The organism is Streptomyces sp. NPDC048504, assembly GCF_043200035.1.
Lineage (GTDB): Bacteria > Actinomycetota > Actinomycetes > Streptomycetales > Streptomycetaceae > Streptomyces.
The window spans coordinates 153,600-176,216 of the sequence record NZ_JBICXA010000015.1; the positions used below are offsets into that span (position 1 = coordinate 153,600).

General features: G+C 70.5%; 23 protein-coding genes. 9 read left to right on the top strand and 14 right to left on the bottom strand.

Annotation, left to right across the window (positions count from 1 at the left end):
* Positions 1 to 6: 6 nt before the first annotated feature.
* Positions 7 to 1,227: an exo-beta-N-acetylmuramidase NamZ domain-containing protein gene (locus ACGFY9_RS33075; RefSeq protein ID WP_393760271.1), complete on the bottom strand. Its 1,221-nt coding sequence runs from the start codon at positions 1,225 to 1,227 to the stop codon at positions 7 to 9.
* Positions 1,228 to 1,387: 160 nt separating this feature from the next.
* Here ACGFY9_RS33075 and ACGFY9_RS33080 point away from each other — a divergent pair, with 160 nt between their 5' ends.
* Genes ACGFY9_RS33080 through ACGFY9_RS33090 form a run of 3 tightly spaced genes read left to right on the top strand, consistent with a single transcriptional unit; the run spans position 1,388 to position 4,451 of the window.
* Positions 1,388 to 2,152 carry an SDR family oxidoreductase gene (locus tag ACGFY9_RS33080; RefSeq protein ID WP_393760273.1) on the top strand — a complete coding sequence of 255 codons (765 nt, stop codon included), beginning with the start codon at positions 1,388 to 1,390 and terminating at the stop codon, positions 2,150 to 2,152.
* Positions 2,149 to 3,831 carry a class I adenylate-forming enzyme family protein gene (locus ACGFY9_RS33085; protein ID WP_393760275.1) on the top strand — a complete coding sequence of 561 codons (1,683 nt, stop codon included), beginning with the start codon at positions 2,149 to 2,151 and terminating at the stop codon, positions 3,829 to 3,831. Before ACGFY9_RS33080 ends, ACGFY9_RS33085 begins: the two co-directional genes overlap by 4 nt.
* A gap of 26 nt (positions 3,832 to 3,857) precedes the next feature.
* Positions 3,858 to 4,451, top strand: a complete 594-nt coding sequence (locus ACGFY9_RS33090; protein WP_033283667.1) for a TetR/AcrR family transcriptional regulator — start codon at positions 3,858 to 3,860, stop codon at positions 4,449 to 4,451.
* Positions 4,452 to 4,458: 7 nt separating this feature from the next.
* On the opposite strand, the gene ACGFY9_RS33095 is transcribed toward ACGFY9_RS33090, so the two are convergent.
* Positions 4,459 to 5,154: a response regulator gene (locus ACGFY9_RS33095; protein ID WP_393760277.1), complete on the bottom strand. Its 696-nt coding sequence runs from the start codon at positions 5,152 to 5,154 to the stop codon at positions 4,459 to 4,461.
* A complete protein-coding gene (locus ACGFY9_RS33100) occupies positions 5,154 to 7,148 on the bottom strand; it encodes a sensor histidine kinase (protein ID WP_393760279.1) in 1,995 nt (664 codons plus the stop codon). The genes ACGFY9_RS33095 and ACGFY9_RS33100 overlap by 1 nt, the downstream gene beginning before the upstream one ends.
* A 198-nt stretch (positions 7,149 to 7,346) precedes the next feature.
* Between ACGFY9_RS33100 and ACGFY9_RS33105 the strand changes: the two genes are divergently transcribed.
* A complete protein-coding gene (locus ACGFY9_RS33105; RefSeq protein ID WP_393760281.1) occupies positions 7,347 to 7,919 on the top strand; it encodes an LGFP repeat-containing protein in 573 nt (190 codons plus the stop codon).
* An 84-nt stretch (positions 7,920 to 8,003) separates the two neighbouring features.
* Here ACGFY9_RS33105 and ACGFY9_RS33110 read toward each other — a convergent pair whose 3' ends face one another.
* The 6 genes from ACGFY9_RS33110 to ACGFY9_RS33135 form a co-directional block, all read right to left on the bottom strand.
* The gene (locus ACGFY9_RS33110) at positions 8,004 to 9,218 is read right to left on the bottom strand and encodes an acyl-CoA dehydrogenase family protein (protein ID WP_393760283.1); all 1,215 of its coding nucleotides are present in this window, start codon (positions 9,216 to 9,218) and stop codon (positions 8,004 to 8,006) included.
* 6 nt (positions 9,219 to 9,224) lie between these two features.
* Complete coding sequence (locus ACGFY9_RS33115; protein WP_393760284.1) at positions 9,225 to 10,247, bottom strand: phosphotransferase family protein; 1,023 nt, start codon at positions 10,245 to 10,247, stop codon at positions 9,225 to 9,227.
* A gap of 643 nt (positions 10,248 to 10,890) precedes the next feature.
* The gene (locus tag ACGFY9_RS33120; protein ID WP_393760286.1) at positions 10,891 to 11,214 is read right to left on the bottom strand and encodes a DUF202 domain-containing protein; all 324 of its coding nucleotides are present in this window, start codon (positions 11,212 to 11,214) and stop codon (positions 10,891 to 10,893) included.
* Entirely contained in the window at positions 11,211 to 11,603 is a 393-nt protein-coding gene (locus ACGFY9_RS33125) for a YidH family protein (RefSeq protein ID WP_393760288.1), read from the bottom strand. Before ACGFY9_RS33125 ends, ACGFY9_RS33120 begins: the two co-directional genes overlap by 4 nt.
* Positions 11,604 to 11,613: 10 nt before the next feature.
* Positions 11,614 to 12,135, bottom strand: coding sequence for an NUDIX hydrolase (locus ACGFY9_RS33130; protein ID WP_393760290.1), 522 nt, complete (start codon positions 12,133 to 12,135; stop codon positions 11,614 to 11,616).
* Between the two features lie 26 nt (positions 12,136 to 12,161).
* Positions 12,162 to 13,055 carry a DMT family transporter gene (locus ACGFY9_RS33135; protein WP_393760292.1) on the bottom strand — a complete coding sequence of 298 codons (894 nt, stop codon included), beginning with the start codon at positions 13,053 to 13,055 and terminating at the stop codon, positions 12,162 to 12,164.
* A gap of 411 nt (positions 13,056 to 13,466) precedes the next feature.
* On the opposite strand from ACGFY9_RS33135, the gene ACGFY9_RS33140 reads away from it, so the two are divergent.
* The 4 genes from ACGFY9_RS33140 to ACGFY9_RS33155 all read left to right on the top strand — a co-directional run bounded on the left by ACGFY9_RS33140 (position 13,467) and on the right by ACGFY9_RS33155 (position 17,542).
* Positions 13,467 to 14,417: a hypothetical protein gene (locus tag ACGFY9_RS33140; protein WP_393760294.1), complete on the top strand. Its 951-nt coding sequence runs from the start codon at positions 13,467 to 13,469 to the stop codon at positions 14,415 to 14,417.
* 77 nt (positions 14,418 to 14,494) lie between these two features.
* A complete protein-coding gene (locus ACGFY9_RS33145; RefSeq protein ID WP_393760296.1) occupies positions 14,495 to 16,042 on the top strand; it encodes an APC family permease in 1,548 nt (515 codons plus the stop codon).
* Positions 16,043 to 16,179: 137 nt separating this feature from the next.
* The gene (locus tag ACGFY9_RS33150; protein ID WP_393760298.1) at positions 16,180 to 16,923 is read left to right on the top strand and encodes a molybdopterin-dependent oxidoreductase; all 744 of its coding nucleotides are present in this window, start codon (positions 16,180 to 16,182) and stop codon (positions 16,921 to 16,923) included.
* Positions 16,907 to 17,542, top strand: coding sequence for a cytochrome b/b6 domain-containing protein (locus tag ACGFY9_RS33155; protein WP_393760300.1), 636 nt, complete (start codon positions 16,907 to 16,909; stop codon positions 17,540 to 17,542). The genes ACGFY9_RS33150 and ACGFY9_RS33155 overlap by 17 nt, the downstream gene beginning before the upstream one ends.
* A gap of 34 nt (positions 17,543 to 17,576) precedes the next feature.
* On the opposite strand, the gene ACGFY9_RS33160 is transcribed toward ACGFY9_RS33155, so the two are convergent.
* From ACGFY9_RS33160 to ACGFY9_RS33175, 4 genes are read right to left on the bottom strand one after another with little or no spacing between them, the layout of a single operon-like run.
* Positions 17,577 to 18,602: an L-idonate 5-dehydrogenase gene (locus ACGFY9_RS33160; RefSeq protein WP_393760302.1), complete on the bottom strand. Its 1,026-nt coding sequence runs from the start codon at positions 18,600 to 18,602 to the stop codon at positions 17,577 to 17,579.
* A gap of 17 nt (positions 18,603 to 18,619) precedes the next feature.
* A complete protein-coding gene (locus ACGFY9_RS33165) occupies positions 18,620 to 19,378 on the bottom strand; it encodes an SDR family oxidoreductase (RefSeq protein ID WP_393760304.1) in 759 nt (252 codons plus the stop codon).
* A gap of 10 nt (positions 19,379 to 19,388) precedes the next feature.
* Positions 19,389 to 20,786 carry a gluconate:H+ symporter gene (locus tag ACGFY9_RS33170; protein ID WP_393760306.1) on the bottom strand — a complete coding sequence of 466 codons (1,398 nt, stop codon included), beginning with the start codon at positions 20,784 to 20,786 and terminating at the stop codon, positions 19,389 to 19,391.
* Between the two features lie 52 nt (positions 20,787 to 20,838).
* On the bottom strand, positions 20,839 to 21,357 hold the full coding sequence (locus ACGFY9_RS33175; RefSeq protein WP_393760308.1) for a gluconokinase: 519 nt from the start codon (positions 21,355 to 21,357) through the stop codon (positions 20,839 to 20,841).
* A gap of 130 nt (positions 21,358 to 21,487) precedes the next feature.
* On the opposite strand from ACGFY9_RS33175, the gene ACGFY9_RS33180 reads away from it, so the two are divergent.
* Positions 21,488 to 22,189, top strand: a complete 702-nt coding sequence (locus tag ACGFY9_RS33180) for a FadR/GntR family transcriptional regulator (RefSeq protein WP_328684331.1) — start codon at positions 21,488 to 21,490, stop codon at positions 22,187 to 22,189.
* A 4-nt stretch (positions 22,190 to 22,193) separates the two neighbouring features.
* Here the strand turns inward: ACGFY9_RS33180 and ACGFY9_RS33185 are convergent, their stop codons facing one another.
* A complete protein-coding gene (locus ACGFY9_RS33185) occupies positions 22,194 to 22,598 on the bottom strand; it encodes a YchJ family protein (protein ID WP_393760310.1) in 405 nt (134 codons plus the stop codon).
* Positions 22,599 to 22,617 lie beyond the last annotated feature (19 nt).

A 22,617-nucleotide genomic window follows, 5' to 3' on the forward strand; every position in this document is an offset into this window, starting at 1 on the left:
CACGACTCACTTGTAGAGGAGGTATTCAGTTCGAACCCGCCGGAAGGCCTTCAACTCCGCCTGCCAGCCCGCCACCACCTCGTCGGTATCCGCCCCCGCGTCGATCGCCGTCCGCACCCGGGAGGACCCCGTGAGCTTGTCGATCCAGTTGTCGGAACGCCAACTGAACCCGCTCCAGACCTTCTTGGCGGTCACCAGCAGCGCGATGCCGGTGCGCACGGGGTCGTACGCGGCCCGGTCGTGGATGTGGATCTGGACTCCGCCGACGGTCTTGCCCGCGAACTTGGAGAAGGTGGGCGCGAAGTAGGCCTCCCTGAAGTGCACGCCGGGCAGGGCGAGTTGATTCGCCTCGGCGGCCCAGCGTCCGTCGATGCCCTCCGCGCCGAGCAGTTCGAAGGGGCGGGTGGTGCCGCGGCCCTCGAACAGGTTCGTGCCCTCGAAGAGACATGTCCCCGAGTACACGAGCGCGGTGTCCGGTGTCGGCATGTTGGGGCTCGGTGGCACCCAGGGAAGCGACCAGGCGTCGTAGAACTCCGAACGCCTCCAGCCCGTCATCAGTACGGTCTCCAGGGGGACGGGCGTGGTCAGGAACTCCCCGTTGAACAGCCGGGCCAGCTCGGCGACGGTCATGCCGTGTGCCTGGGCGATCGGCTGGCGGCCGACGAAGGTCGCGAACTCCTTGTGCAGGACCGGGCCTTGGGTCGATCTTCCGGTCACCGGGTTGGGGCGGTCGAGGACTACGAAGCGTTTGCCGGCCAGCTGGGCCGCCTCCATGCAGTCGTAGAGGGTCCAGATGTAGGTGTAGAAGCGGGCGCCTACGTCCTGGATGTCGAAGACGATGGTGTCCACGGCGGCGGTTCTGAAGATGTCGGCGAGTGGTTGGCCGCTCTTCAAGTACGTGTCGTAGACCGGGAGTTTGGTTGCCGGATCGGTGTAGCGGCCCTCGGAGCCGCCTGCTTGGGCGGTGCCTCTGAAGCCGTGCTCTGGGCCGAAGACCGCGGTGAGGTTCACGTGGGAGCTGGCGTGCATCACGTCGACGATGTGGTGGGCGTCTCTTGTGATGCCGGTGGGGTTGGTGACGATGCCGATTCGTTGGCCGTTGAGCTGGGTGTAGTCGTTTGCGGTTAGTTGTTCGAAGCCGGTGCGTAGGGTGCGGGGCTTGGTGGTTGCGGGGGTGAGGGTTGCCGCCGGGGTTGCTGCCAGGAGAGTTCTTCTGGTGAGGGGCATGTCGGCACGGTATGGGCTGCCGCAGGTAGTTCGTAGGGTGCGACTCGGTTGTGGTTGCTCGCGCCGTTCCTCGCGCCCCTTAAGGGCAATCCGCCCTTCCGGTGTTACATACCGACCGGTTAGTCTGGCTGGGCAGTGGAGCCGCAGTCGAAGGAGACCGATGGTGGAAGCCGTTCAGGGTGCCGGGGTAGTTGTCACGGGGGCTGGGGGTGGCATCGGGGCCGCGCTTGCGCGGCGGTTCGCTGCCGGAGGGGCCCGGGTGGTGGTGAACGACCTTGATGCCGACCGTGCGAAAGCCGTCGCCGATGAGATCGGGGCCGTCGCCGTGCCCGGGGATGCCTCCGCTGTTGTGGGGGAAACCCGGGACGCCCTTGGCGGGAGCGTCGACATCTACTGCGCCAACGCCGGGGTCGGCTCCGGTGGGTCGGAAGCGGCCGGGGAGGGTGTCTGGGCGCTGGCCTGGGACGTGAACGTCATGGCTCATGTGCGGGCCGCCGAGGCGTTGATCCCGGGGTGGCTGGAGCGGGGTGACGGGCGGTTCGTGTCCACCGTGTCGGCGGCCGGGCTGCTCACCATGATCGGGGCCGCGCCCTACAGCGTCACCAAGCACGGCGCGTACGCCTTCGCCGAGTGGCTGTCGCTGACGTACCGGCACCGGGGGATCAAGGTCCACGCGATCTGTCCGCAAGGTGTGCGTACCGACATGCTGGCTGCCACCGGCAGCGCGGGTGACCTGGTGCTTCAGCCGACGGCCATTGAGCCCGAGGCCGTCGCCGATGCTCTGATGAAGGGGATCGAGGAGGAGCGGTTCCTGATCCTGCCGCATCCTGAGGTCGCGGGTTACTACCAGGCCAGGGCCGCCGAACCCGATCGCTGGCTGACCACCATGAACCACATCCAGCAGAAGTGGGAGGCCGGAGCGTGAGCGACTCCCTGTATGCCGCCAAGCCGTGGGTGGGGCTGCTCAACGAGGCCCAGCGTGGGCCGATCAGTCCGGATGACTCCCTGGTGCACGCCTTGCGTCGGGTGGTCGGTGAGACTCCTGACCGGACCTTCCTCACCTATTTCGACGGGCGGCTCAGTTATCGCGAGGTCGACGAGCTGAGTGACTCCGTCGCCGGGTATCTGGCGGCGCGGGGGCTTGAGCAGGGTGACCGGGTCGCCGTGCTGCTGCAGAACTCGCCGCACTTCGTGATCGCGCTGCTCGGCGCCTGGAAGGCGGGCGCGATCGTCGTGCCCGTCAACCCGATGTACAAGTCGGGGGAGGTCACCCATGTCCTACGGGACGGTGAGGTGGCCGCGCTGATCTGTACCGACCGGGCCTGGGAGTCGTATCTGCGCGAGACGGCCACGGCGGTTGAGAAGAGCGGGTCTCCCGTGCGGATCGTGCTCACCGCGTGCGAGTTGGATTTCCAGACTCGCAACGACGCGCGCGTGCTCACCTTCGAGCGGCTCCCGCAGGCCGCCGACGCCGAGGACCTGGTGGCCGTCGCGAAGGCGGGGCACAAGGCGCCCGACGGGCGTGAACCGGCGCCTGCGGACATCGCGTTGATCAGTTACACCTCGGGGACGAGCGGTGCCCCGAAGGGTGCCACCAACACCCATGCCAACATCCTGTACAACGCCGAACGGCAGCGGACCGGGCTCGGGCTGCCGGACGCGCCCGTCTACTTCGCGATGGCGCCGCTGTTCCACATCACCGGGATGGTGTGCCAGCTGGGCGCCTCGCTCGTCAGCGGGGGCTCGCTGGTGCTGGTGTACCGGTTCGAGGGCGGGGTCGTGCTCGACGCGTTCGCCGAGCACAAGCCGCACTACACGGTCGGGCCGTCCACCGCCTTCATGGCGCTCGCCGCGCACCCGGCCGTCACCCCGGACCACTTCGCGTCCTTCCGGAACATCTCCTCCGGTGGCGCCCCGGTGCCCCCCGCCCTGGTGGAGAAGTTCCGGGCCGGCTTCGGGCCGTACATCCGCAACGGCTACGGCCTCACCGAGTGCACCGCGCCCTGCGCCTCCGTACCGCCCGACCTGGAGGCGCCCGTCGACCCGGCGTCCGGGACGCTGGCGGTGGGCGTACCGGGGCCCGACACCGTCGTACGGATCGTCGACGACCTGGGCGAAGAGGTGCCCTTCGGGGAGCAGGGCGAGATCGTCGTCCGCGGGCCGCAGGTCGTGCCCGGGTACTGGCGGCGGCCCGAGGCCACCGCCGAGACCTTCCCGGACGGCGAGCTGCGCACCGGTGACATCGGGTTCATGGACCCGCAGGGCTGGCTGTACGTCGTCGACCGCAAGAAGGACATGATCAACGCGTCCGGCTTCAAGGTGTGGCCGCGCGAGGTCGAGGACGTGCTGTACACCCACCCGGCGGTGCGCGAGGCGGCCGTCGTCGGCGTCCCCGACGGGTACCGGGGCGAGACCGTGAAGGCGTACATCAGCCTCCGTCCGGGCGCCGAAACCGACCCCGATGAATTCGCGGTGTACTGCAAGGAGAGACTGGCCGCCTACAAATATCCGCGCCAGGTGGAGATCCTGCCCGACCTGCCGAAGACGGCAAGTGGGAAGATCCTCCGGCGGGAACTGCGTTCCCGGTCGCACGACAGCGAGTGAACAGTCAGAAAAGGCAGGTGGCGGCAGTGCCCAGGACGACCGACGGAGACGGGGCCCCTGTCCCGCAGCGGCTCCTCGCCGCCGCCACCAGGCTGTTCGCCGAGCAGGGCTACGACCGCACCTCGGTGCAGGAGATCGTCGAGGCCGCGGGCGTCACCAAGGGGGCGCTGTACCACTACTTCGGCTCCAAGGACGACCTCCTGCACGAGGTGTACGCGCGCGTGCTGCGCGTCCAGCAGGAACGCCTGGAGGTGTTCGCGACCGCCGACGAGCCGATCGAGAAACGGCTGCGCGCCGCCGCCGCGGACGTCGTCGTGACGACGATCGACAACCTCGACGACGCGTCGATCTTCTTCCGGTCCATGCACCACCTGAGCCCGGAGAAGAACAAGCAGGTGCGCGCCGAGCGCCGGCGCTACCACGAGCGTTTCCGCGGGCTCGTCGAGGAGGGCCAGCGCGCGGGCGTCTTCTCCACGGCGACCCCGGCCGACCTCGTCGTCGACTACCACTTCGGCTCGGTCCACCACCTGTCGACCTGGTACCGCCCAGGCGGCCCCCTCACGCCCCAGGAGGTCGCCGACCACCTGGCGGACCTGCTGATGCGGGCGCTGCGCCCCTGATACGTCCTCACGCGTCCGGTGGGTGGATGAGCCCCGCCTCCCGGGCCCAGGCCGCCGCCTGCGCGCGGTCGGTGACTCCCAGCTTGGCCAGGACCGCGGACATGTGGTTGCTGACCGTCTTCGGGGACAGCCCCAGGCGGGTGGCCACCGTCGAGTTGGGCTTCCCGTCGGCGATCAGGGCGAGGACGTCCCGTTCGCGCGGGGTGAGCGCCGGGCACGGATCGGGCCGGTCCGGGGGCCTGCTCAGGTGTCCGAGCACCCGCCTCGCGACACCGGGACCGAAGATGGCCTCGCCCGCGGCCACCGCCCGGATCGCCCGGACGATCTCGTCCTGGCCCGCGCCCTTGAGGACATAACCCAGGGCGCCCGCCCGCATCGCGGCGAACACCGAGTCGTCCTCCTCGACCATGGTGAGCATCAGCACGGCCACCCGGGGTGCCACCCGGCCGATCTCCCGGGTCGCCTCGATGCCGTTGAGGTCGGGCATCCGGATGTCCATCACCACCACCTGCGGGCGCAGGGTCACCGCCGCCCGTACCGCCTCCCGCCCGCTCGCGGCCACCCCGACGACCCGCACGCGCGGGGTGCCGTCCCGCACGGACTCCAGGAGCGCGGCCAACCCGGTACGGACCACCGGATGATCGTCGGCGAGTACGACCCGCAGCGCGTCCCCGTCGTCCTCACCCCCAGGTTCCAGCCCCATCACATCGCCTCTCCCAACGGCAGCGTCGCCACCACCCGGCCCTGCCCCGCCACACACCGGCCGCCCAGTTCCGCCGCGCGCTCCTGCATCGACGTGATGCCCACACCCGGTGTCCACGCGGTCTCCTCGTCCACCGGCGAACCGTCGTCGCACACCTCCAGGCGCAGCCCCTCGCCGATCTCGATGTGCAGGTCCACGTGGGAGGCCCGGGCATGCCGGGCCGCGTTGGTCAGCGCCTCGATCGCGATGCGGTACGCGGCCACCTCGACGGCGGCGGGCAGCGCGGGCAGCCGCTCCGGCGCCCGGACCCGTACGTCGATCGGGGTGCCGTCCGCCCGCCAGGACAGCCGTACCGCACGCTCCCGCAACGCGCCCAGCAGCCCCAACTGGTCCAGATCCGGCGGCCGTAGACCGTCCACCAGCCGGCGCACCTCCGCGACCGCGCCCCCGACCTCGGACCGCAACTCGGTGAGCAGCGCCGCCGCCCGGTCCGGATCGAAGGCCAACAGATTGCGTACGGCGTCCGCTTGGAAGGCGGCTCCGGCGAGGGTGGGTCCGAGTCCGTCGTGCAGGTCGCGGCGGATCCGGCGGCGTTCCTCCTCGCGTGCGGCGACGATCCGTTCGCGGGAGTGCTGGAGTTGGCGGGTGAGGTCGGTCGCGTGGAGTGCGGCGGCCAGGGGTACGGCGAGGAGTTCCAGGACGGCCAAGTCCGGGGTGGCGGGCTGCTGTTCGCCGGGGCGCAGGCCGATCACCAGCGCGCCGACCGTGCGGCCGTCGTAGTCGAGCGGTATGGCGTGGATGCGTTCCCCCTGTTCGCCCCAACTTCCGTCCGTCACCCCGGACTTCGACTCCACACACACGTACGGCAGTCGCAGTGCCTCGCCGACGGCCTCCGGGACCGCGCCGACGCCGGTGCCGGCCAGCCGTTCGCCGATGCGGGAGACCGCGCGCACCGGGTCGTGCCGGTCGCCGTACAGGGCGTTGTCGACCATGCGTTGGAGCAGGCGGCGGGCGGGTTCGAAGCCGAGGGCGAGGGTGACGGCGATCAGCGCCGGTCCGAGCAGCGCGGGGTCGGGGTTGAGGAGGGCCTGGACGGACGTGACGAGACCGACGTAGGTGATGGCCACACCGACCGTGAGCGCGCCGTAGAGGAGGCTGCGGGAGACGACGAGGCGGATGTCGAGCAACTCCTCGCGGACCACGGCGATCATGATGGCGGTCGGCAGGAACAGGGTGCAGCACGACGTGTAGACCGCCGGGAAGCCCAGGATCTGCAGGGCCACGCTCAACGCCAGCGGCAGCATCCCGGCGATCAGCCACAGGAGTCGGCGGCGGTCCTGTTCGCCGCCGCGCCGGTAGCGCACGGCCATGACCGCGAACACCGCGACCAGCACCAGGCAGGCCTTGGCCGTCTCGATGTCCCGCAGGGCGGGCATCCAGCCGTCCGGCACCGGGAGGTACGACGGCTGGGCCGGTGTGCCGCGGAACAGCCCCCAGTCGTCCCGCGCCCAGATCGCGAAGTCGAGCGGGGAGGACAGGAGTTGGGCGACCAGGGCCCAGCGCCAGCGTCGGTCGGGCAGCCGGCCGTCGGGGAACAGGAAGAACACGAGCACGAACGCCGTGGAACTGCCGAGGATCCAGGTGTGGCGGCCGACGGTCGTGAGCGCGTGCAGCAACTCCGGGGACCAGCCCAGCCGTAGCCCCTCGACGGCCAGCCCGATCGACATCCCGGTGAACGCGTGACCCAGCCCGTACGCGATCAGCAGCCAGCCGATGGGATTGCGCGGGCGGTGCAGCGCGATGACCGTGCCGCACACCGGGTAGGCGAGGCCGACCGCGAGGTCGACGACCATGTCGTAGCGGATCACGTCCGCGGCGGAGACCCCGGCCGCCGCCAACGCGACCGCCCCGACGGTCACTTGGAGTGCCGCCAGCCCCAGCAGCGCGTACGCCGTCGCCGTGCGTCGCCGGGTGCGCCCGTCGCGGTCGTCCATGGGTCCCATCGTGGGGGCGCGGCGCCCGGGTGTCCCGGGAACGCTTCCCGGTCCACCCGGGAGAAGTCCCCGGTGTTGCCCGGGGGCTTCCTCTCAACTCCCGGCACCCGTCGACGTGATGCTCGTAGCAGCGGAACGGCGGGCGCACCGCCGGGCCGATCGACAGGAACCAACGCAGGAACCAACGGGGGAAACACCATGCTGTCAACGAAGCGGCGCCTGACGGGCGTTGTCCTGGGCTCCCTGCTCGCTCTCGGCGGGACGGCCGCCATTCCGGCCGCGGCGCACGCCACCGTGGCCGAGTCGCCCGCGCGGGCCGCGTGCCGGCCCAACTATGCGATCCCCAACCAGTTCATCTACGAGCGGTGGAACCGACTGGGCGGCCAGAACGGCATGTTGGGCTGCCCGATCGGCGCGAACAAGCGGCTGGCGAACGGCGCCGAGCGGCAGCGCTTCGAGAACGGCGAGATCGCCTGGTCGCCCGACCAGGGCCACCGGATGGTGGTCGCGGCCTGGGAGCGCAACGGCTACGCGTTCTTCAACTGGGGCCCCACGGACCCGTACAGCTACAGCGTCTTCCTGGTCCGCTACACGAGTGCCGCCGACGCGGGCGGTACCCAGCGCGAACTCCGCGGTGGGAACACGGGCGGGATGTGGGTCCAGAAGCGCACCAGCGGCGACTACTCGTTCATCGTCGAGGGCTGCGACCTCAGGTCCGGCGGCCACCGGTGCCTTCAGCACTGGACGGTGCCGGTGAGCACCCGCAACTGACCGCGACCGCCTGCGGGGACGGGGGAGACACGGGGCCGGTACGGGCGTGGGGGACGCCCGCACCGGCCCCGTACTCGCGTGTGCCTACAGGTACTTCTTCAACTCCCGGCGCGCCAGCGACCGTTGGTGCACCTCGTCCGGGCCGTCGGCCAGCATCAGGGTGCGGGCGCTCGCGTACAGCTCGGCCAGCGGGAAGTCCTGGCTCACACCGCCCGCGCCGTGCAGCTGGATCGCGCGGTCGAGGATGCCGACGACCGTACGGGGCGTGGCGATCTTGATGGCCTGGATCTCCGCGTGGGCACCCTTGTTGCCGACCGTGTCCATCATCCAGGCCGTCTTCAGGACCAGCAGCCGCAGTTGCTCGACGGCGACCCGCGCGTCCGCGATCCAGTTGTGGACGACGCCCTGTTGGGCCAGTGCCTTGCCGAACGCGACGCGGGAGACGGCGCGTTGGCACATCAGCTCGATGGCCCGCTCGGCCATGCCGATCAGCCGCATGCAGTGGTGGATGCGGCCCGGGCCGAGCCGCGCCTGGGCGATGGCGAAGCCGCCGCCCTCCTCGCCGATCAGGTTCGCCGCCGGCACGCGCGCGTGGTCGAAGACGACCTCGGCGTGGCCGCCGTGGGAGTGGTCCTCGTAGCCGAAGACCTGCATCGCGCGCTTGACCGTGACGCCCGGGGTGTCGCGCGGGACCAGGATCATGGACTGCTGGCGGCGGATGTCGGCGCCGTCCGGGTCCGTCTTGCCCATCACGATGAAGATCTTGCAGTCCGGGTTCATCGCCCCGGAGATGTACCACTTGCGGCCCGTGATGGCGTAGTCGTCGCCGTCCCGCTCGATGAGGGTGGTGATGTTCGTGGCGTCGGACGAGGCCACCTCTGGCTCCGTCATCGCGAACGCCGAGCGGATCTCACCGGCCAGCAGCGGCTCCAGCCACTGCTTCTTCTGCTGCTCGTCCCCGAACTGGTGGAGGACTTCCATGTTGCCGGTGTCCGGCGCCGCGCAGTTCAGCGCGGTGGGCGCCAAGTGCGGGGAGCGGCCGGTGATTTCGGCGAGGGGCGCGTACTGGAGGTTGGTCAGACCGGCGCCGTACTGGGAGTCCGGGAGGAAGAGGTTCCACAGCCCCTGCCTGCGGGCCTCGGCCTTCAACTCCCCTACGACGGCAGGGGTGTCCCAGGGTGAGGCGAGCTGGGCGCGCTGCTCCTCGGCGACGGGCTCGGCCGGGTAGACGTACTCGTCCATGAAGGCCAGGAGCTTGGCGCGCAGTTCCTCGGTGTGTGCGTCGAACGCGAAGTCCATGGTGGATCAGCCCTCCTGAAGGGTGGTCAGGCCGTGCTCGATGAAGACGGGAACCAGCTCGCCGATGCGGTCGAAGCCGCGGCCGACCGTCTGGCCCAGGGTGTAGCGGTAGTGGATGCCCTCCAGGATCACGGCGAGCTTGAACCCCGCGAACGCCGTGTACCAGGAGACCGCCGAGACGTCGCGTCCCGAGCGGGTGGCGTACCGCTCGATCAGCTCGGCGGGTGTTGGGTGCCCGGGGGCCGAAGCGGTGGTGGAAATGGGGGAGTCGGGGAGGTCCAGGGGGATGCTGTACATCACCAGCAGGCCCAGGTCGGTGAGCGGGTCGCCGAGGGTGGACATCTCCCAGTCGAGGATCGCCTTGATCTTGTCGTCCTCGCCGATCAGGACGTTGTCGAGGCGGTAGTCGCCGTGTACGACGGCCGGGGCGGGGGAGGTGGGGAGGCGGTGGCCGAGGGCCGCGTGCAACTCCTCGACGCCTGCCAGCTCGCGGTTGCGGGAGGCGTCCAACTGCTTGCCCCAGCGGCGGAGTTGGCGGTCCAGGAAACCCTCGGGGCGGCCGAAGTCCGCGAGGCCGACCTCGGCGGGGTCCACCGCGTGCAACTCGACGAGCGTGTCGACCAGTTCGAGCACCGCGCCCCGGGTGCGGTCGGGGCCGAGCGGGACGAGGTCGTCGGCCGTGCGGTACGGGGTGCCCTCGACGAACTCCATGACGTAGAACGGGGCTCCGAGCACCTCGTCGTCCTCGCACAGGAGGATGGGTTTCGGCACCGGCACGTTCGTCGGGTGCAGGGCGCTGATCACCCGGTGCTCGCGCTTCATATCGTGCGCGGTGGCCAGCACATGGCCGAGCGGGGGGCGCCGTACGACCCACTTCGTGGTGGAGTCGGTGATCCCGTAGGTGAGGTTCGACCGTCCGCCCTCGATCAGCCGGCCGGACAGGGCGCCGCTCACCAGACCGGGCCGCTCGTGGTCGAGCAGACCGCGCAGCCGGTCGAGATCGAGTCCGGGCGGGTGGTCGGGGCTCATACATCACTCCTACGAACGGGCGAACAGGTCTCCGCTCATCATGCCGACCGGTCGGTATGTCGTCCAGTGGGAGAGCGAAACGTGATCGGGGCCACGATATGCCGACAGCTCCCCGCGCCGGGCGACGGGGAGCTGCGCGTCGGTGGTTCCAGGCCGTTCCCGGCCGTGAGCGTGAGCATGGGGGTGGGTGTGGGAGGAGTGCTCCAGGTGAAGGGTGGTCATGGTGCTCACCTTCGGAAGTGCGGGCGATGACGTCGGACAGGGCGCCACGGGAAACGCCCATATCGGGTGATCCGGTGTGTGTTCGCCCGCAGGTGTGTTGTGGGGTCGGGGTCGTGGCGGTACGGCGAGCCCGCCGCTGGTGGGGCCCCTCTGTTGGTCACCACGGTTGAACGGGTTGGTGCCGGGTACGCGGCGGGCTGCGCCGTACCGCCACGACCCGCTCCCGTTTCGTTGGCGGGTGCGGGTGCGAGGTCCATCCCCCGCCGGCCGATTCCAGGCTGGGCGAGGGTGATAGCGCTGGGGGCGGTGTCTCGACGCGGGAGTCTTCGGGTGATGCGGCCTGGTGGCTTCCGGGTACGGGTGCCATCCATGTTCCGCTCGGCTTGACGCCCCAGCGCACGAACCCCGCCCGCTGCACCCCTCAATACACAAGCACTGCCGCGCACACCGCCACAGCCATCGTGCACAGCACCGCCGCACTGGCGTGGCGTGGGGCCAGGGCTGGGGGGATGCCGCCGGAGGCGAGGGTGCGGATGCGGTGGTGGGCCGCGGTGAGGAAGCCCAGCCACAGGGCGCAGCACAGGGCGCAGATGATGACGCCCTCGATCTGGACGCCGCCGTGCAGTGCGGCCTTCATCGCGAGGACGGCTACCACCGTGCTCGACAGGGTTGTACGGCGCCAGGCCAGGCGGGTGCGTTCGGGCTGGAGGCCCGGGTCGCGGTCCGGGGTCGGGGGGCGGGTCATCCGGCCCAGCCCGCCAGGACCACGACGACCATCGCCACGGCCACGATCGCCACGGCGATGCTCAGCAGTGCCGGGAAACGGGATACCGGCAGATCCTCGCCCCGGCGCATCGCCCGTTCGCAGCGCACCCAGTGGTTGACCGCGCGGAGGGAGCACAGGACGCCCGCCGCGAGCAGCGTGAGGGCGAGACCGGCTCGCCAGGCCCAGCGGAGGTGTGGCAGGAACTGGTCCACCGCGAAGCCCCCGCCGATCAGCGCCAGCGCGGTGCGCAGCCAGGCCAGGAAGGTGCGCTCGTTGGCGAGTGAGAAGCGGTAGTCGGGGGTGGCGCCCTCCTCGCTGATCTCCTGGGGCGCGAACCACAGCCGGACGTTCCGTGCAAAATCGATCACGGGCAGGACCCTATCCGGCCGTTTCTTCCCGGTGCGCCTTGAGTCGGGTGTAGGCCGCAACGCCGTCCGGCACCCATGCCCAGTCGTTCAGCCGCCGCTCGATCTCCGTCTCCTCCAGGAAGTCGTGCCACGCGACCTCCTCCACCTGCGGGCTGACCGGCAGCTCGCAGCGCACTTCGTACACCGCCGACCACCAGGTCTGCCCGGCGCCGTCGTCGTACAGGAACTTGAAGAGGAACGTGGGGCGGGGCAGGCCGGAGACGCCGAGTTCCTCCTCCGCCTCGCGGAGCGCCGCGTCGTTGTAGGACTCGCCCGCGCCTACCACTCCGCCGACGAACATGTCGTAGAGGGAGGGGAAGACGAGTTTGGTGGGGGTGCGGCGGTGGACGAAGACGCGGCCGTGTGCGTCGCGGGCCTGGATGAAGACCGCGCGGTGGCGCAGGCCTTGTGCGTATGCCTCGCCGCGGGGGGACTGGCTGATGACCCGGTCGTGTTCGTCGACGATGTCGAGGATTTCGTCAGCTGGGTTCATGCCCCCATCCAAACAGGGGCCGGTGGTCAGTGTGGCTGGAGGGCCGGTGCGGGCTTCGGCTTTGTGGTGCCGCGGGGCATCGCCGGGTGCATGCCGAGGAGCAGGATGCCTACGACGATTCCGGCGAGGCCCACCGCCTCCCAGGCCAGTGCCCCGGTGTCGGCGCGCAGACGGTCGCCCAGGAAGCCCACGCCGCAGATGATCCCGGCTAGTGGTTGGGCCGCGGTGAGAGCCGGCAGGGACATCCGTAGGGGGGCCGTCTCGAACGCGCTCTGTACGAGGATCAGACCGGTCACGCCGAGCGCGAGCACGCCGTACGGCTGCCAGCCCGTGAGGAGTTCGGTGAGGCCGCCCTCGGTGAAGCGCTGGCCGCTGACCCGGGTGAGCGCGTCCTGGACGCCGTAGAGGAGGCCGGCCGCCAGGGCCAGGAGGACCGGGCCCGAGCTGAGGCGGGAGCGTTTGGCGTACGTCGTGAGGAGGAGGGCCAGGCCCACCATGACGCCGATGATCAGCCAGTGGCGGAACGGGTCGGTGACCGCTGTGCCGCTGCGTGGTTCGCCCGCGACGATGAACGTCGTGACGCCGCCCGCGAGGAGTGCGAGGCCCGCCCAGCCCTGACGGCCCAGGGGCTGTCGGGTCTGCTTGCGGGAGAGGGCCAGGGCGAAGAGGAGGTTCGTCGCGAGGAGGGGTTCCACGAGGGAGACCTCGCCGTGGCCCAGCGCGATTGCACCCAGCACCATGCCCGCGATCATCAGGCCGATGCCGCCGAGCCAGCGCGGCACCCGCATCAGGTCCAGGAGCAGTCTCGGGGAGAGGAAGTCGCTCAGGGGTGCCTGCTGGGCCACGTTCTGCTGGAGGACGAACCCGAAGCCGAGGCAACAGGCCGCACTCACGGCGAGCATCAGAACCAGAAGGGACACGCTGCGTACCTCGATCGTCAGGCCGGGCTACGGGATGCGTTTGGGCGACTCTAGCGCCCCAGGGCCCGGCTTGCCCCTGGGAGTACCCGGATGCGGGCGGTTGCTCCGGTCACGATGCTCTGACGACCGTGGGCACGATCGGAGGCTGCGGCGGGACCGTGCTCCCATCGTCCGCCGCCGCGCGCCCGAGCGCCATGGCCTACGCCACACCGGTGACCCGCGAACGGTTGGCAGCGTACCGTCCCGGGTAGGGGATTGAGCCACAAGTGCCCCAGGTTTAACGGAAGTTGACAGGTGTAACAGTGGTGCGGCACTTGACGTGAAGTATTGGTGGAGGGTTTGCTGTGCGTGATCGGCCGATGGCAGGCCGATGTCCCGCAGCGTCGCGTGAGGATCGTGAGGAATACCCGGGTGTCCCCACCCCCGCCACCCCTCGGACGCCGCCACAAGCGCGCCTCCCAGGCCTTCGACGCCGCGCTCGACGACGCCCAACTCGTCGCCGCGCGGGCCGCGTTGGCCCAGGGCCGCTGGCAGGCGGCGCGTGGTCTGCTCGCCCAGACGGGCGACGACTGGGACGCCCGCGCCCACCGGGTCACCGTCCTCGCCCGGGAGTCCTACACCGCCGCCTGGGCCCGCGACTGGCTGCTCGCCGAACCCGAGTCCGGCGACGCCTCCGTCCTGCTCGCCCTGGCCATGGTCCAGCGTGTGCTCGTGGGCAAGGAGAAGCCGGTCCGTGCTCGCGAGGCCTGTCGTACGGCCTCCGCCCGGCTGCCCGACGATCCGACGCCGTGGCTCGGACTGCTCCTCCTGGAGCACACCCTCGGCACCGACGAGGGCGTGCTCCAGCTCTTCGACGAGGTCCGCCACCGGTACCCCGACCACCATCACGCCCACCATCTGATGGTGGCCCGGCTCGCGGAACGCCGCGCCGACGCGGGTGTCGACCCGCTGCACGAGGTCTACGACTTCGCCTACTGGGCCGCCGAACAGGCCCCCGCCGACTCCCCGCTCGCCATCCTGCCGGTCGTCGCGCACGCCGAGCGCTACCGCGTGCTGGCCGCCGCCGGACTGGAACCCGCCGACCCTGCCTCCTCCGGACACTGGGCCGGACGCCGGGCCCGGCAGGTCATGAAGGCCGCCTTCGACTGGTGGCTGGAGTGGGAGCACGAAGGTCACCCGCGCCGCCTGGTCGACCTCAACTTCCTTGCCCACGCGAAGTGTTGCGAGGGCCGGAGCGCCGAGGCCGCCGCCCTGTTCCACCGCATCGGGGAGCACCCGACCCCGGCCCCGTGGTCCTACCCGGACCGCGACCCGCTCACCGCCTTCCGTGCCGCACGCGACAGCGCGCTCGGGACGTCGTAACGCCGTAACGCCGTCGTATCGATGAAACGCATCCGTAGCAACGCCCCTGTAGCGACCCCCGAAAGGACGTTCCCGCCATGACGACGGGCAGTTCCAGTACGAGCAGCGCCACCTCGGACGGCGGCGGTATCAGCACGTTCAGGGGGCAGGAGCGCGCCCTGCGCGCCGACCGCCTCGGCACCGGGGGCCTGCTGCTCTCCGTGCTCGCCGCGACCGCGCCCCTCATGGTGGTCGCGGGTGTCATGCCCACCACATTCGCGGTGATGGGGATCGAAGGGCAGCCGCTGCTCTTCGTCCTCCTCGGTGTCGTCCTCGTCCTCTTCAGCGTCGGCTACGCCGAGATGAGCCGGCACGTCCACAACGCGGGCGCCTTCTACGCGTACATCTCCCGCGGCCTCGGGGGCACCGCCGGCGCGGCCGCGGCCCTGGTGGCGCTCGTCGCGTACAACGCCCTCCAGGTCGGCATCTACGGCATCTTCGGCTTCGAGGTCTCCGGACTGTTCTCCACCTACGCCGACCTCCAAGTCGCCTGGTGGATACCGGCGTTGGTGGCCGTGCTCGCCGTCGGCGCGCTCGGCTGGCTGAAGATCGACGTCAACGCGCGCGTGCTCGGCGTCCTGTTGATCATCGAGGTCGCGCTCGTCGTCATCTTCGACATCGCGGCCGTCGCCGACCCCGCCAAGGAGGGCCTGTCCCTGCACGCCTTCAACCCGGACACCCTCAGCGGCGCCGGCGTCGGCACCGCCCTGTGCTTCTGCATCGCCGCGTTCCTCGGCTTCGAACAGGCCCCGGTGTACGCCGAGGAGACCAGCCGCCCGCACATCCTGGTGCCGCGCGTGATGTTCCTCGCCGTCGGCGGCGTCGCCGTGTTCTTCGCGCTCAGCTGCTGGGCGCTCACCGTCGCGACGGGGCCCTCGCAGATCGTCGGCGTCTCCCAGAAGCAGAGCGCCGGCCTGCTCTTCTACCTCACCGACTCCCGCCTCGGCGGCACCTTCACCGACGTGCTGCACATCCTGTTCGTCACCGGCATGTTCGCGGCGATGCTCAGCTTCCACAACGTCGTCGCCCGCTACGCCTTCGCCATGGGCCGCGAGGGCCTGCTGCCGAACGCCTTCGGCCGTACGACGGGTTCGAGCGGAGCCCCCGGCACCGGCTCGCTGCTCCAGACCGCCGTGTCCGCCGTGATCGTGATCGCCTTCGCGATCGCCGACGACAAGCCCACCGGCGACCCCACCGAACCGGTCCTGCACCTGTTCACCTGGTTCGGCAACATCGGCGCTCTCGGCGTGATCCTGCTGATGGCCGCCGCCTCCGCCTCGGTGATCGTCTTCTTCGCCCGCCGCGGCTCCGCCCGCGCCCAGGCCTGGCGGCTGGTCACCTCCGCGCTGTCCGGCATCGCGCTCGTCGTCATCGCCGTCTACACGGTCAAGGACTTCGACGTCCTGGTCGGCGCGGGCCCCGACTCGTCCCTGAGCTGGATCCTGCCCGGCATCATCGGCCTCGCCCTGCTCATCGGCCTGGCCCAGGGCCTGCTCCTGCGCTCCCGCAACCCCGAGGCGCACGCCCGCATCGGGCTCGGCAACGAGGCGTTCCAGCTGGAGAAGGCGGCGGGGGAGACGGCGTAGAGACCTGTCGTCGAACCGGTCGTCGAACCTGTCGTTGAACTGTCGGTTCTGAGAAGCACGTAAGAAGTGGTTACGGAAGTCTGACGGGCACCCGCTATCCCTGGCCGCGCCGGGGTCGCGGGTGTTCGAATGGCTGCGTGAAACCTGAACAACCCGAGCCCGAGGGTGCGGAGAAGGCGGAGGGCCGGCCGCTCGGCCGCCGGGTCCTGCTGGGCACTCTCGGCCTGGGCGCCCTCGGTGTCGTCACCGCGCCCGCGCTGCAGAAGGGCATGGAGGGCTTCCTCGGTGCCGTGTCCGGCAAGGACCCCACCGGGCTGACCGGACTGCTCCCGAACGGCGGCGGCTTCCGCTACTACTCGGTCACCGCGTCCGTCCCGAACAAGAACGCCGAGAACTACCGGCTGACCGTCGACGGCCTGGTCGACAAGCCGGCGTCCTACACCCTGGCCGACCTGCGCGCGCTGCCGCAGACCCGGCTGGTCAAGGACGTCCAGTGCGTCACCGGCTGGCGGGTCCCCGGGACCCCCTTCGAGGGGGTGCGCCTGTCCCGGCTCCTGGACGCGGCGGGAGTGCGTGCCAAGGCCGGGGCGGTGCGCTTCAGCTGCTTCGACGGCGCCTACACGGAGAGCCTCACGATCGAGCAGGCCCGGCGTTCGGACATCCTGGTGGCGCTGCGCATGCAGGACAAGCCCCTGAGCCACGACCACGGCGGCCCGGTCCGCCTCTACGTCGCCCCCATGTACTTCTACAAGTCCGCCAAGTGGCTCTCCGGCATCACCGTCACCGAGCATGTGAAGCCCGGCTACTGGGAGGACCGGGGCTACGACGTCGACGCCTGGGTCGGCAAGTCGAACGGACGCGACGATGACCCTACGAGCTGAAGCCCACGCCCCGCGGACGGAGCCGTCGGCCCGCGTCCGCCGCTTCGGCCGCACCGAACGCTGGGTCCACCGGACGACGGCCTTGCTGATGGGCGTCTGCGTGTTCACGGCGGCCTGCCTGTACATCCCGGCGTTCGCCGAACTGGTCGGCCGCCGTGACCTGGTCGTCCGTATCCACGAGTGCGCCGGACTCGCGCTTCCCGTACCCGTCGTGATCGGCCTGGTCTCCCGCGGTTTCCGCGTCAACCTCGGCTTCCTCAACCGCTTCGGCCCGCACGACCGGGTCTGGCTGCGCGGCGCCCTGATGCGCGACAAACGCCGATCGGCGCGCCCGGCAGGCAAGTTCAACGCCGGCCAGAAGATCTACGCCAACTGGATCGCCGGCGCCACCCTGGTGATGCTCGGCACCGGCCTGATGATGTGGTTCACCCACCTCACCCCGATCCAGTGGCGCACCAGCGCGACCTTCGTCCACGACTGGCTCGCCCTGACGATGGGCATCGTCCTCGGCGGCCACATCGGCATGGCGCTGGGCGACCCGGAGGCCAGGGCGGGCCTGCGCACGGGCTCGGTCAGCAGGGACTGGGCCAAGCGCGAACACCCGCTGTGGAAGCCGTAGTTGAAGCGCCTGGCTGACGTGCCTGTCGCCATGCTCAGCCCCCGAAGTCCAGCAGCACCTTGCACGACCGGCTCCGGTCGGCCGCCAGCGCGAACGCCGACTCCGCCTCCCGTACCGGCACCACCGCACTGACCAGAGCGTCGAACGAGGGCTCCACCGCGAGGAGTTGGAGCGCGTCGTTGAACTCCTCGTCGAAGCGGAACGCCCCGCGCAGCTCGATCTCCCGGCTGACGACCAGGTTCCCCGCGAAGGGACTCTGCCCCGGCGGCAGCATCCCGAGCTGCACGACGACCCCGCCCCGCCGCACGAGCCGCAGACAGGTGTCGAGCCCGGCCGCCACCCCGGACGCCTCGATGGCGACGTCCACTTCGGACGGCCACCCCGAGTCGTCCGGGTCATCGGCCCGTACGACGGTGTCGGCGCCGGCCGCGGTGGCGTACCGAAGTGCCGCCGGAAGCAGGTCCGTTACCGTCACGTGGGCCGCGCCCGCCGCCTTCGCCGCCGCGACGACCAGGCAGCCGATCGGGCCCGCGCCGGTGACCAGCACATGGCGTCCGGTCACGTCCCCGGCGCGGCGTACGGCGTGCAGGGCGACGGAGAGCGGTTCGGCGAGGGCGGCCCGGCGCAGCTCCAGACCCGCCGGAATCACCCTCAACTGCTCGGCGGGGACCACGACTTGGGCCGCGAATCCGCCCTGGACGTGCGGGAAGCGGGCCGCGCTGCCCAGGTACGCGGTGTCCCGGCACACATTGCGCCGGCCGTCCACGCACTCGGGGCAGACCCCGCACGGCGTGGCCGGGTGCACGGCAACCGCCGTACCGGGGGCGGGACCTGCGGCCCCGGAGCCGTAGGAGACGACCGTGCCGACCACCTCGTGGCCGAGCAGCATCGGTTCCTTGAGGCGGAAGTCGCCGACGCCGCCGTGGCGCCAGTAGTGGAGGTCGGAGCCGCAGACGCCGCCGTAGCGGACGGCGACCAGGGCCTGGCCGGGGCCGGGCTCCGGGACCGTCAACTCGTCGACCCGCAGGTCGTCCTGACCGTGAATCACACAACCCAGCATGTCTGGACTCCCGTTCTCTACAGCACGCTCGTCATGCCGCCGTCGACATAGAGGATCTGTCCGCTCACGAAGTCCGCGGCGGGCGACGCCAGGAACAGCACCCCGCCCACCAGGTCCTCCGTACGGCCCCAGCGGCCGGCCGGGGTCCGCTTGCGCACCCAGGCGCTGAACTCCTCGTCCTGGACGAGGGGTTGGGTCAGTTCCGTCTCGATGTAACCGGGGCCGAGACCGTTGACCTGCACGCCGCTCGGGCCCCAGTCCGCGCACATGCCCTTGGTGAGCATCTTCAACGCGCCCTTGGTGGCCGCGTAGGGCGCGATGCCGGGGCGGACCACCTCGCTCTGCAGGGAGCAGATGTTGATGATCTTCCCGTGGCCGCGTTCCGTCATCCGTCGGGCCGCCTCGCGACCGACCAGGAACGCGCTGGTGAGGTTGGTGTCGATGATGCGGTGCCAGTCGGAGTCGGTGAACTCCAGGAGCGGGGCGCGCAGTTGCATGCCCGCGTTGTTGACCAGGATGTCGAGCGGGCCGACCCGGTCCTCAACATCCTTGATCCCGGCGGCTACTGACGGACCGTCGGTCACGTCGAAGGCGGCCGTGTGGACGTCGCCGGACAGTCCGGCGGCGGCCTTGGTGAGGCGTTCGCCGTCGCGGCCGTTCAGGACGACCGTGCAGCCGGCCTCCAACAGGCCCTGGGCGAGGGCGAGTCCGATGCCCCGGCTGGAACCGGTGACCAGGGCCGTACGGCCACTGATGTCGAAGAGAGGATGACTCATTCCCGTACCCCTAGATGACCAGCGAGAGGAGGAGGACCAGTCCGCCGGCGACCACCGAGATGATCGTCTCCATGACGGACCAGGTCTTGAGGGTCTGGCCGACGCTCAGGCCGAAGTACTCCTTCACCAGCCAGAATCCGGCGTCGTTGACATGGCTGAAGAAGAGCGAGCCCGCGCCGATCGCCAGGACGAGGAGGGCGGTGTGGGCGCTCGACATGTCGGCGGCCAGCGGGGCGACCAGACCGGCCGCCGAGATCGTGGCCACCGTCGCCGAGCCGGTCGCCAGCCGGATCGCCACCGCGATCAGCCAGGCCAGCAGCAGCGCCGGGATCGACCAGTCCTTGGAGATGTCCAGGATCATCTGGCCGACACCGGAGTCGATCAGCGTCTGCTTGAAGCCGCCGCCCGCGCCGACGATGAGCAGGATGCCCGCGATCGGCATCAGCCCCTTCTCGACGGTCGATGACAGCCGCTCCTTGGTGAAGCCGGCCGGGCGGCCCAGCGTGAACATGCCGACGATGACGGCCGCGAGCAGTGCGATCAGCGGGGAGCCGATGACGTCGAAGACGCGCTGCACGGTGTGCTCGGGGTCGTCGACGACGATGTCGACCAGCGCCTTGGACAGCATCAGCACGACCGGCAGCAGGATCGTGGAGAGGGTCGCGCCGAAGCCGGGACGGTTCTCCAGGTCCTCGGACGGGCGGGCGGGGATCATGCGCTCGGGTGCCTGGACGTCCACCCAGCGGGCCGCGACCTTGGAGAACAGCGGACCGGCGATGATGACGGTCGGGATCGCGACCAGCACGCCGAGCGCGAGGGTCAGACCGAGGTTGGCCTTGACCGCGTCGACGGCGACGAGCGGCCCGGGGTGCGGCGGAATGAGGCCGTGCATGACGGACAAGCCCGCCAGCGCCGGGATGCCGATCCGCATGAGCGAGTAGTTGCCGCGCTTGGCGACCATCAGCACGACCGGGATCAGCAGCACGATGCCGACCTCGAAGAACAGCGGCAGCCCGATCACCGAGGCGATCAGGACCATCGCCCACGGCATCGACCGGGGACTCGCCTTCGCGAGGATCGTGTCGACGATCTGGTCCGCGCCGCCCGAGTCGGCGAGCAGCTTGCCGAGGATCGCGCCCAGCGCGATCAGCACACCCACACCGGCGACGGTCGAGCCGAGCCCGGTGGTGAAGCTGGTGATGGCCTTGTCCAGCGGCGCCCCGGCGAACGCGCCGAGCGCGAGCGAGCCGATGGTCAGCGCCAGGAAGGCATGCATCTTGAACTTGGTGATGAGCAGGACGATGACGGCGATGCCCGCCAGTACGGCGATGCTCAACTGCGCGTGGCCTGCCGAGGTGATGGGCTCGACGGGGTCCGCTGCCAGCATCTCGACGCTGAGTCTGGTCACGGTGGATTCCTTGCGGATACGGGGAAGGGGGAGGAGTTGCAGATGTCAGGTGTCAGACGGTCGGCTCGGGGACCTGCTCCAGCGCGGTCATCGCCCGTTCGGCGATCTGCTCCGGGCTGCCCGTGACGTCCACGGCGACACCCGCCTCGTCGGCCTCCAGCGGCTGAAGCGTGGCGAACTGCGAGTCGAGCAGCGCGGTCGGCATGAAGTGCCCGTGCCGGTGCGCCATCCGGTCCTCGATGAGCGCGCGGTCGCCGGTGAGGTGCACGAAGACGACCCCGGGAGCGGCGGCCCGCAGCCGGTCGCGGTACGACCGCTTCAGCGCCGAACTGCTGACGACCCCGCCGAGCCCGGCGCGCCCGTGCGCCCAGGAACCGATGGCGTCCAGCCAGGGCCACCGGTCCTCGTCGGTCAGCGGCTGCCCGGCCGACATCTTGGCGATGTTGGCCTGCGGGTGGAAGTCGTCGCCCTCGGCGTACGGAACGCCGAGCCGGGCCGCGAGCAGGGGACCGATGGTGGTCTTCCCGGTGCCCGCTACGCCCATGACCACGACGACATGGGGGGTACGCATCGCTGCCTCACTGTCTCCGTCGACACCTGATGTCGAACCCACTGAAACCGATTAGGTACGACGAATTCAAGAGTCTGTGACATATAAGTCTGACTTTTTGGTTCCGTGACGCGCCCCGTACGCTGAGTGCATGACCACTCCGGGCCGCGGGTTGCACGGCCGCGTACTCGACTCCCTCGGCCCCGCCATCACCGCGGGCGAGTACCCGCCGGGCAGTGTCCTGCGCACGGACGAGCTCGCCAAGGACTTCGAGGTCTCCCGCTCCGTGATGCGCGAGGCGGTCCGCGTCCTCGAATCCATGCACCTGGTCGAGTCCCGCCGCCGGGTGGGCGTCACGGTGCGGCCCAAGGCCGAGTGGAACGTCTACGACCCGCAGGTCATCCGCTGGCGCCTGGCCGGCGCCGACCGCCCGCAGCAACTGCGTTCCCTCACGGTGCTGCGCTCCGCGGTCGAGCCGATCGCCGCAGGCCTCGCCGCCAAGTTCGCCACGGCGGAGCAGTGCGCGGAACTCACCGAGTGCGCGATCGGCATGGTCGCCAACTCACGCGGCCACAAACTGGAGGCCTACCTCGTCCACGATGTGGCCTTCCACCGGGTGATCCTCACCGCCTCCGGCAACGAGATGTTCGCCCGCCTCGGCGACGTCGTCACCGAGGTCCTCGCCGGCCGCACCCACCACGAGGTCATGTTCGAGGACCCCGACCCGGCGGCGGTGACCTTGCACGTGCAGGTGGCGGAGGCGGTCCGCGAGGGCGACGCCCTCCGCGCGGAGACCCTGACCCGGGAGATCACGGTGGGCGCGCTCCAGGAACTGGACATCCTGGCGCCGTAGGGCCTCAGTCTTCGATGAACTCGCCGTCTAGGTACACCCACGTCCCGTCGACCCGCTCGAACCGGCTGCGCTCATGGATGGCGCCGCCCCGGTACGAGGCCCGGAACGTCACGGTCCCCGCGGAGTGGAACGCCGACCCGCCCCCGGTGTTGAGGATCTCCAGCCCGGTCCACCGCATCCCCGGGTCGAGATCGAGGGGTTCGGCGGGCCGCGTCCGAGGGTGCCAGGTGCGCAGCAGGTAGGGCGCGTCCAGCCGTACGAAGGCGGTGTAGCGGGAGCGCATCAGGGCCTCGGCGGTGGGGGCGGTCGCCGGGCCTGAGTGGTAGCGGCCGCAGCAGGTGTCGTAGGGGGTGGGGTGGCCGCAGGGGCAGTCGGTGATGGGGTTGGTGCGTCGGGACATGGGGCCCATTGTGCCGGGGTGATGCTGA

Bases quoted from the DNA above. Each gene is read 5' to 3' on its own strand.
- ACGFY9_RS33075 (WP_393760271.1), bottom strand. From the start codon at position 1,227: ATGCCCCTCACCAGAAGAACTCTCCTGGCAGCAACCCCGGCGGCAACC.
- ACGFY9_RS33095 (WP_393760277.1), bottom strand. From the start codon at position 5,154: ATGGGGCTGGAACCTGGGGGTGAGGACGACGGGGACGCGCTGCGGGTC.
- ACGFY9_RS33110 (WP_393760283.1), bottom strand. From the start codon at position 9,218: ATGGACTTCGCGTTCGACGCACACACCGAGGAACTGCGCGCCAAGCTC.
- ACGFY9_RS33100 (WP_393760279.1), bottom strand. From the start codon at position 7,148: ATGGACGACCGCGACGGGCGCACCCGGCGACGCACGGCGACGGCGTAC.
- ACGFY9_RS33180 (WP_328684331.1), top strand. From the start codon at position 21,488: ATGACCACTCCGGGCCGCGGGTTGCACGGCCGCGTACTCGACTCCCTC.
- ACGFY9_RS33130 (WP_393760290.1), bottom strand. From the start codon at position 12,135: ATGAACCCAGCTGACGAAATCCTCGACATCGTCGACGAACACGACCGG.
- ACGFY9_RS33115 (WP_393760284.1), bottom strand. From the start codon at position 10,247: ATGAGCCCCGACCACCCGCCCGGACTCGATCTCGACCGGCTGCGCGGT.
- ACGFY9_RS33165 (WP_393760304.1), bottom strand. From the start codon at position 19,378: ATGAGTCATCCTCTCTTCGACATCAGTGGCCGTACGGCCCTGGTCACC.
- ACGFY9_RS33145 (WP_393760296.1), top strand. From the start codon at position 14,495: ATGACGACGGGCAGTTCCAGTACGAGCAGCGCCACCTCGGACGGCGGC.
- ACGFY9_RS33105 (WP_393760281.1), top strand. From the start codon at position 7,347: ATGCTGTCAACGAAGCGGCGCCTGACGGGCGTTGTCCTGGGCTCCCTG.
- ACGFY9_RS33155 (WP_393760300.1), top strand. From the start codon at position 16,907: ATGACCCTACGAGCTGAAGCCCACGCCCCGCGGACGGAGCCGTCGGCC.
- ACGFY9_RS33185 (WP_393760310.1), bottom strand. From the start codon at position 22,598: ATGGGCCCCATGTCCCGACGCACCAACCCCATCACCGACTGCCCCTGC.
- ACGFY9_RS33160 (WP_393760302.1), bottom strand. From the start codon at position 18,602: ATGCTGGGTTGTGTGATTCACGGTCAGGACGACCTGCGGGTCGACGAG.
- ACGFY9_RS33080 (WP_393760273.1), top strand. From the start codon at position 1,388: ATGGTGGAAGCCGTTCAGGGTGCCGGGGTAGTTGTCACGGGGGCTGGG.
- ACGFY9_RS33120 (WP_393760286.1), bottom strand. From the start codon at position 11,214: ATGACCCGCCCCCCGACCCCGGACCGCGACCCGGGCCTCCAGCCCGAA.
- ACGFY9_RS33175 (WP_393760308.1), bottom strand. From the start codon at position 21,357: ATGCGTACCCCCCATGTCGTCGTGGTCATGGGCGTAGCGGGCACCGGG.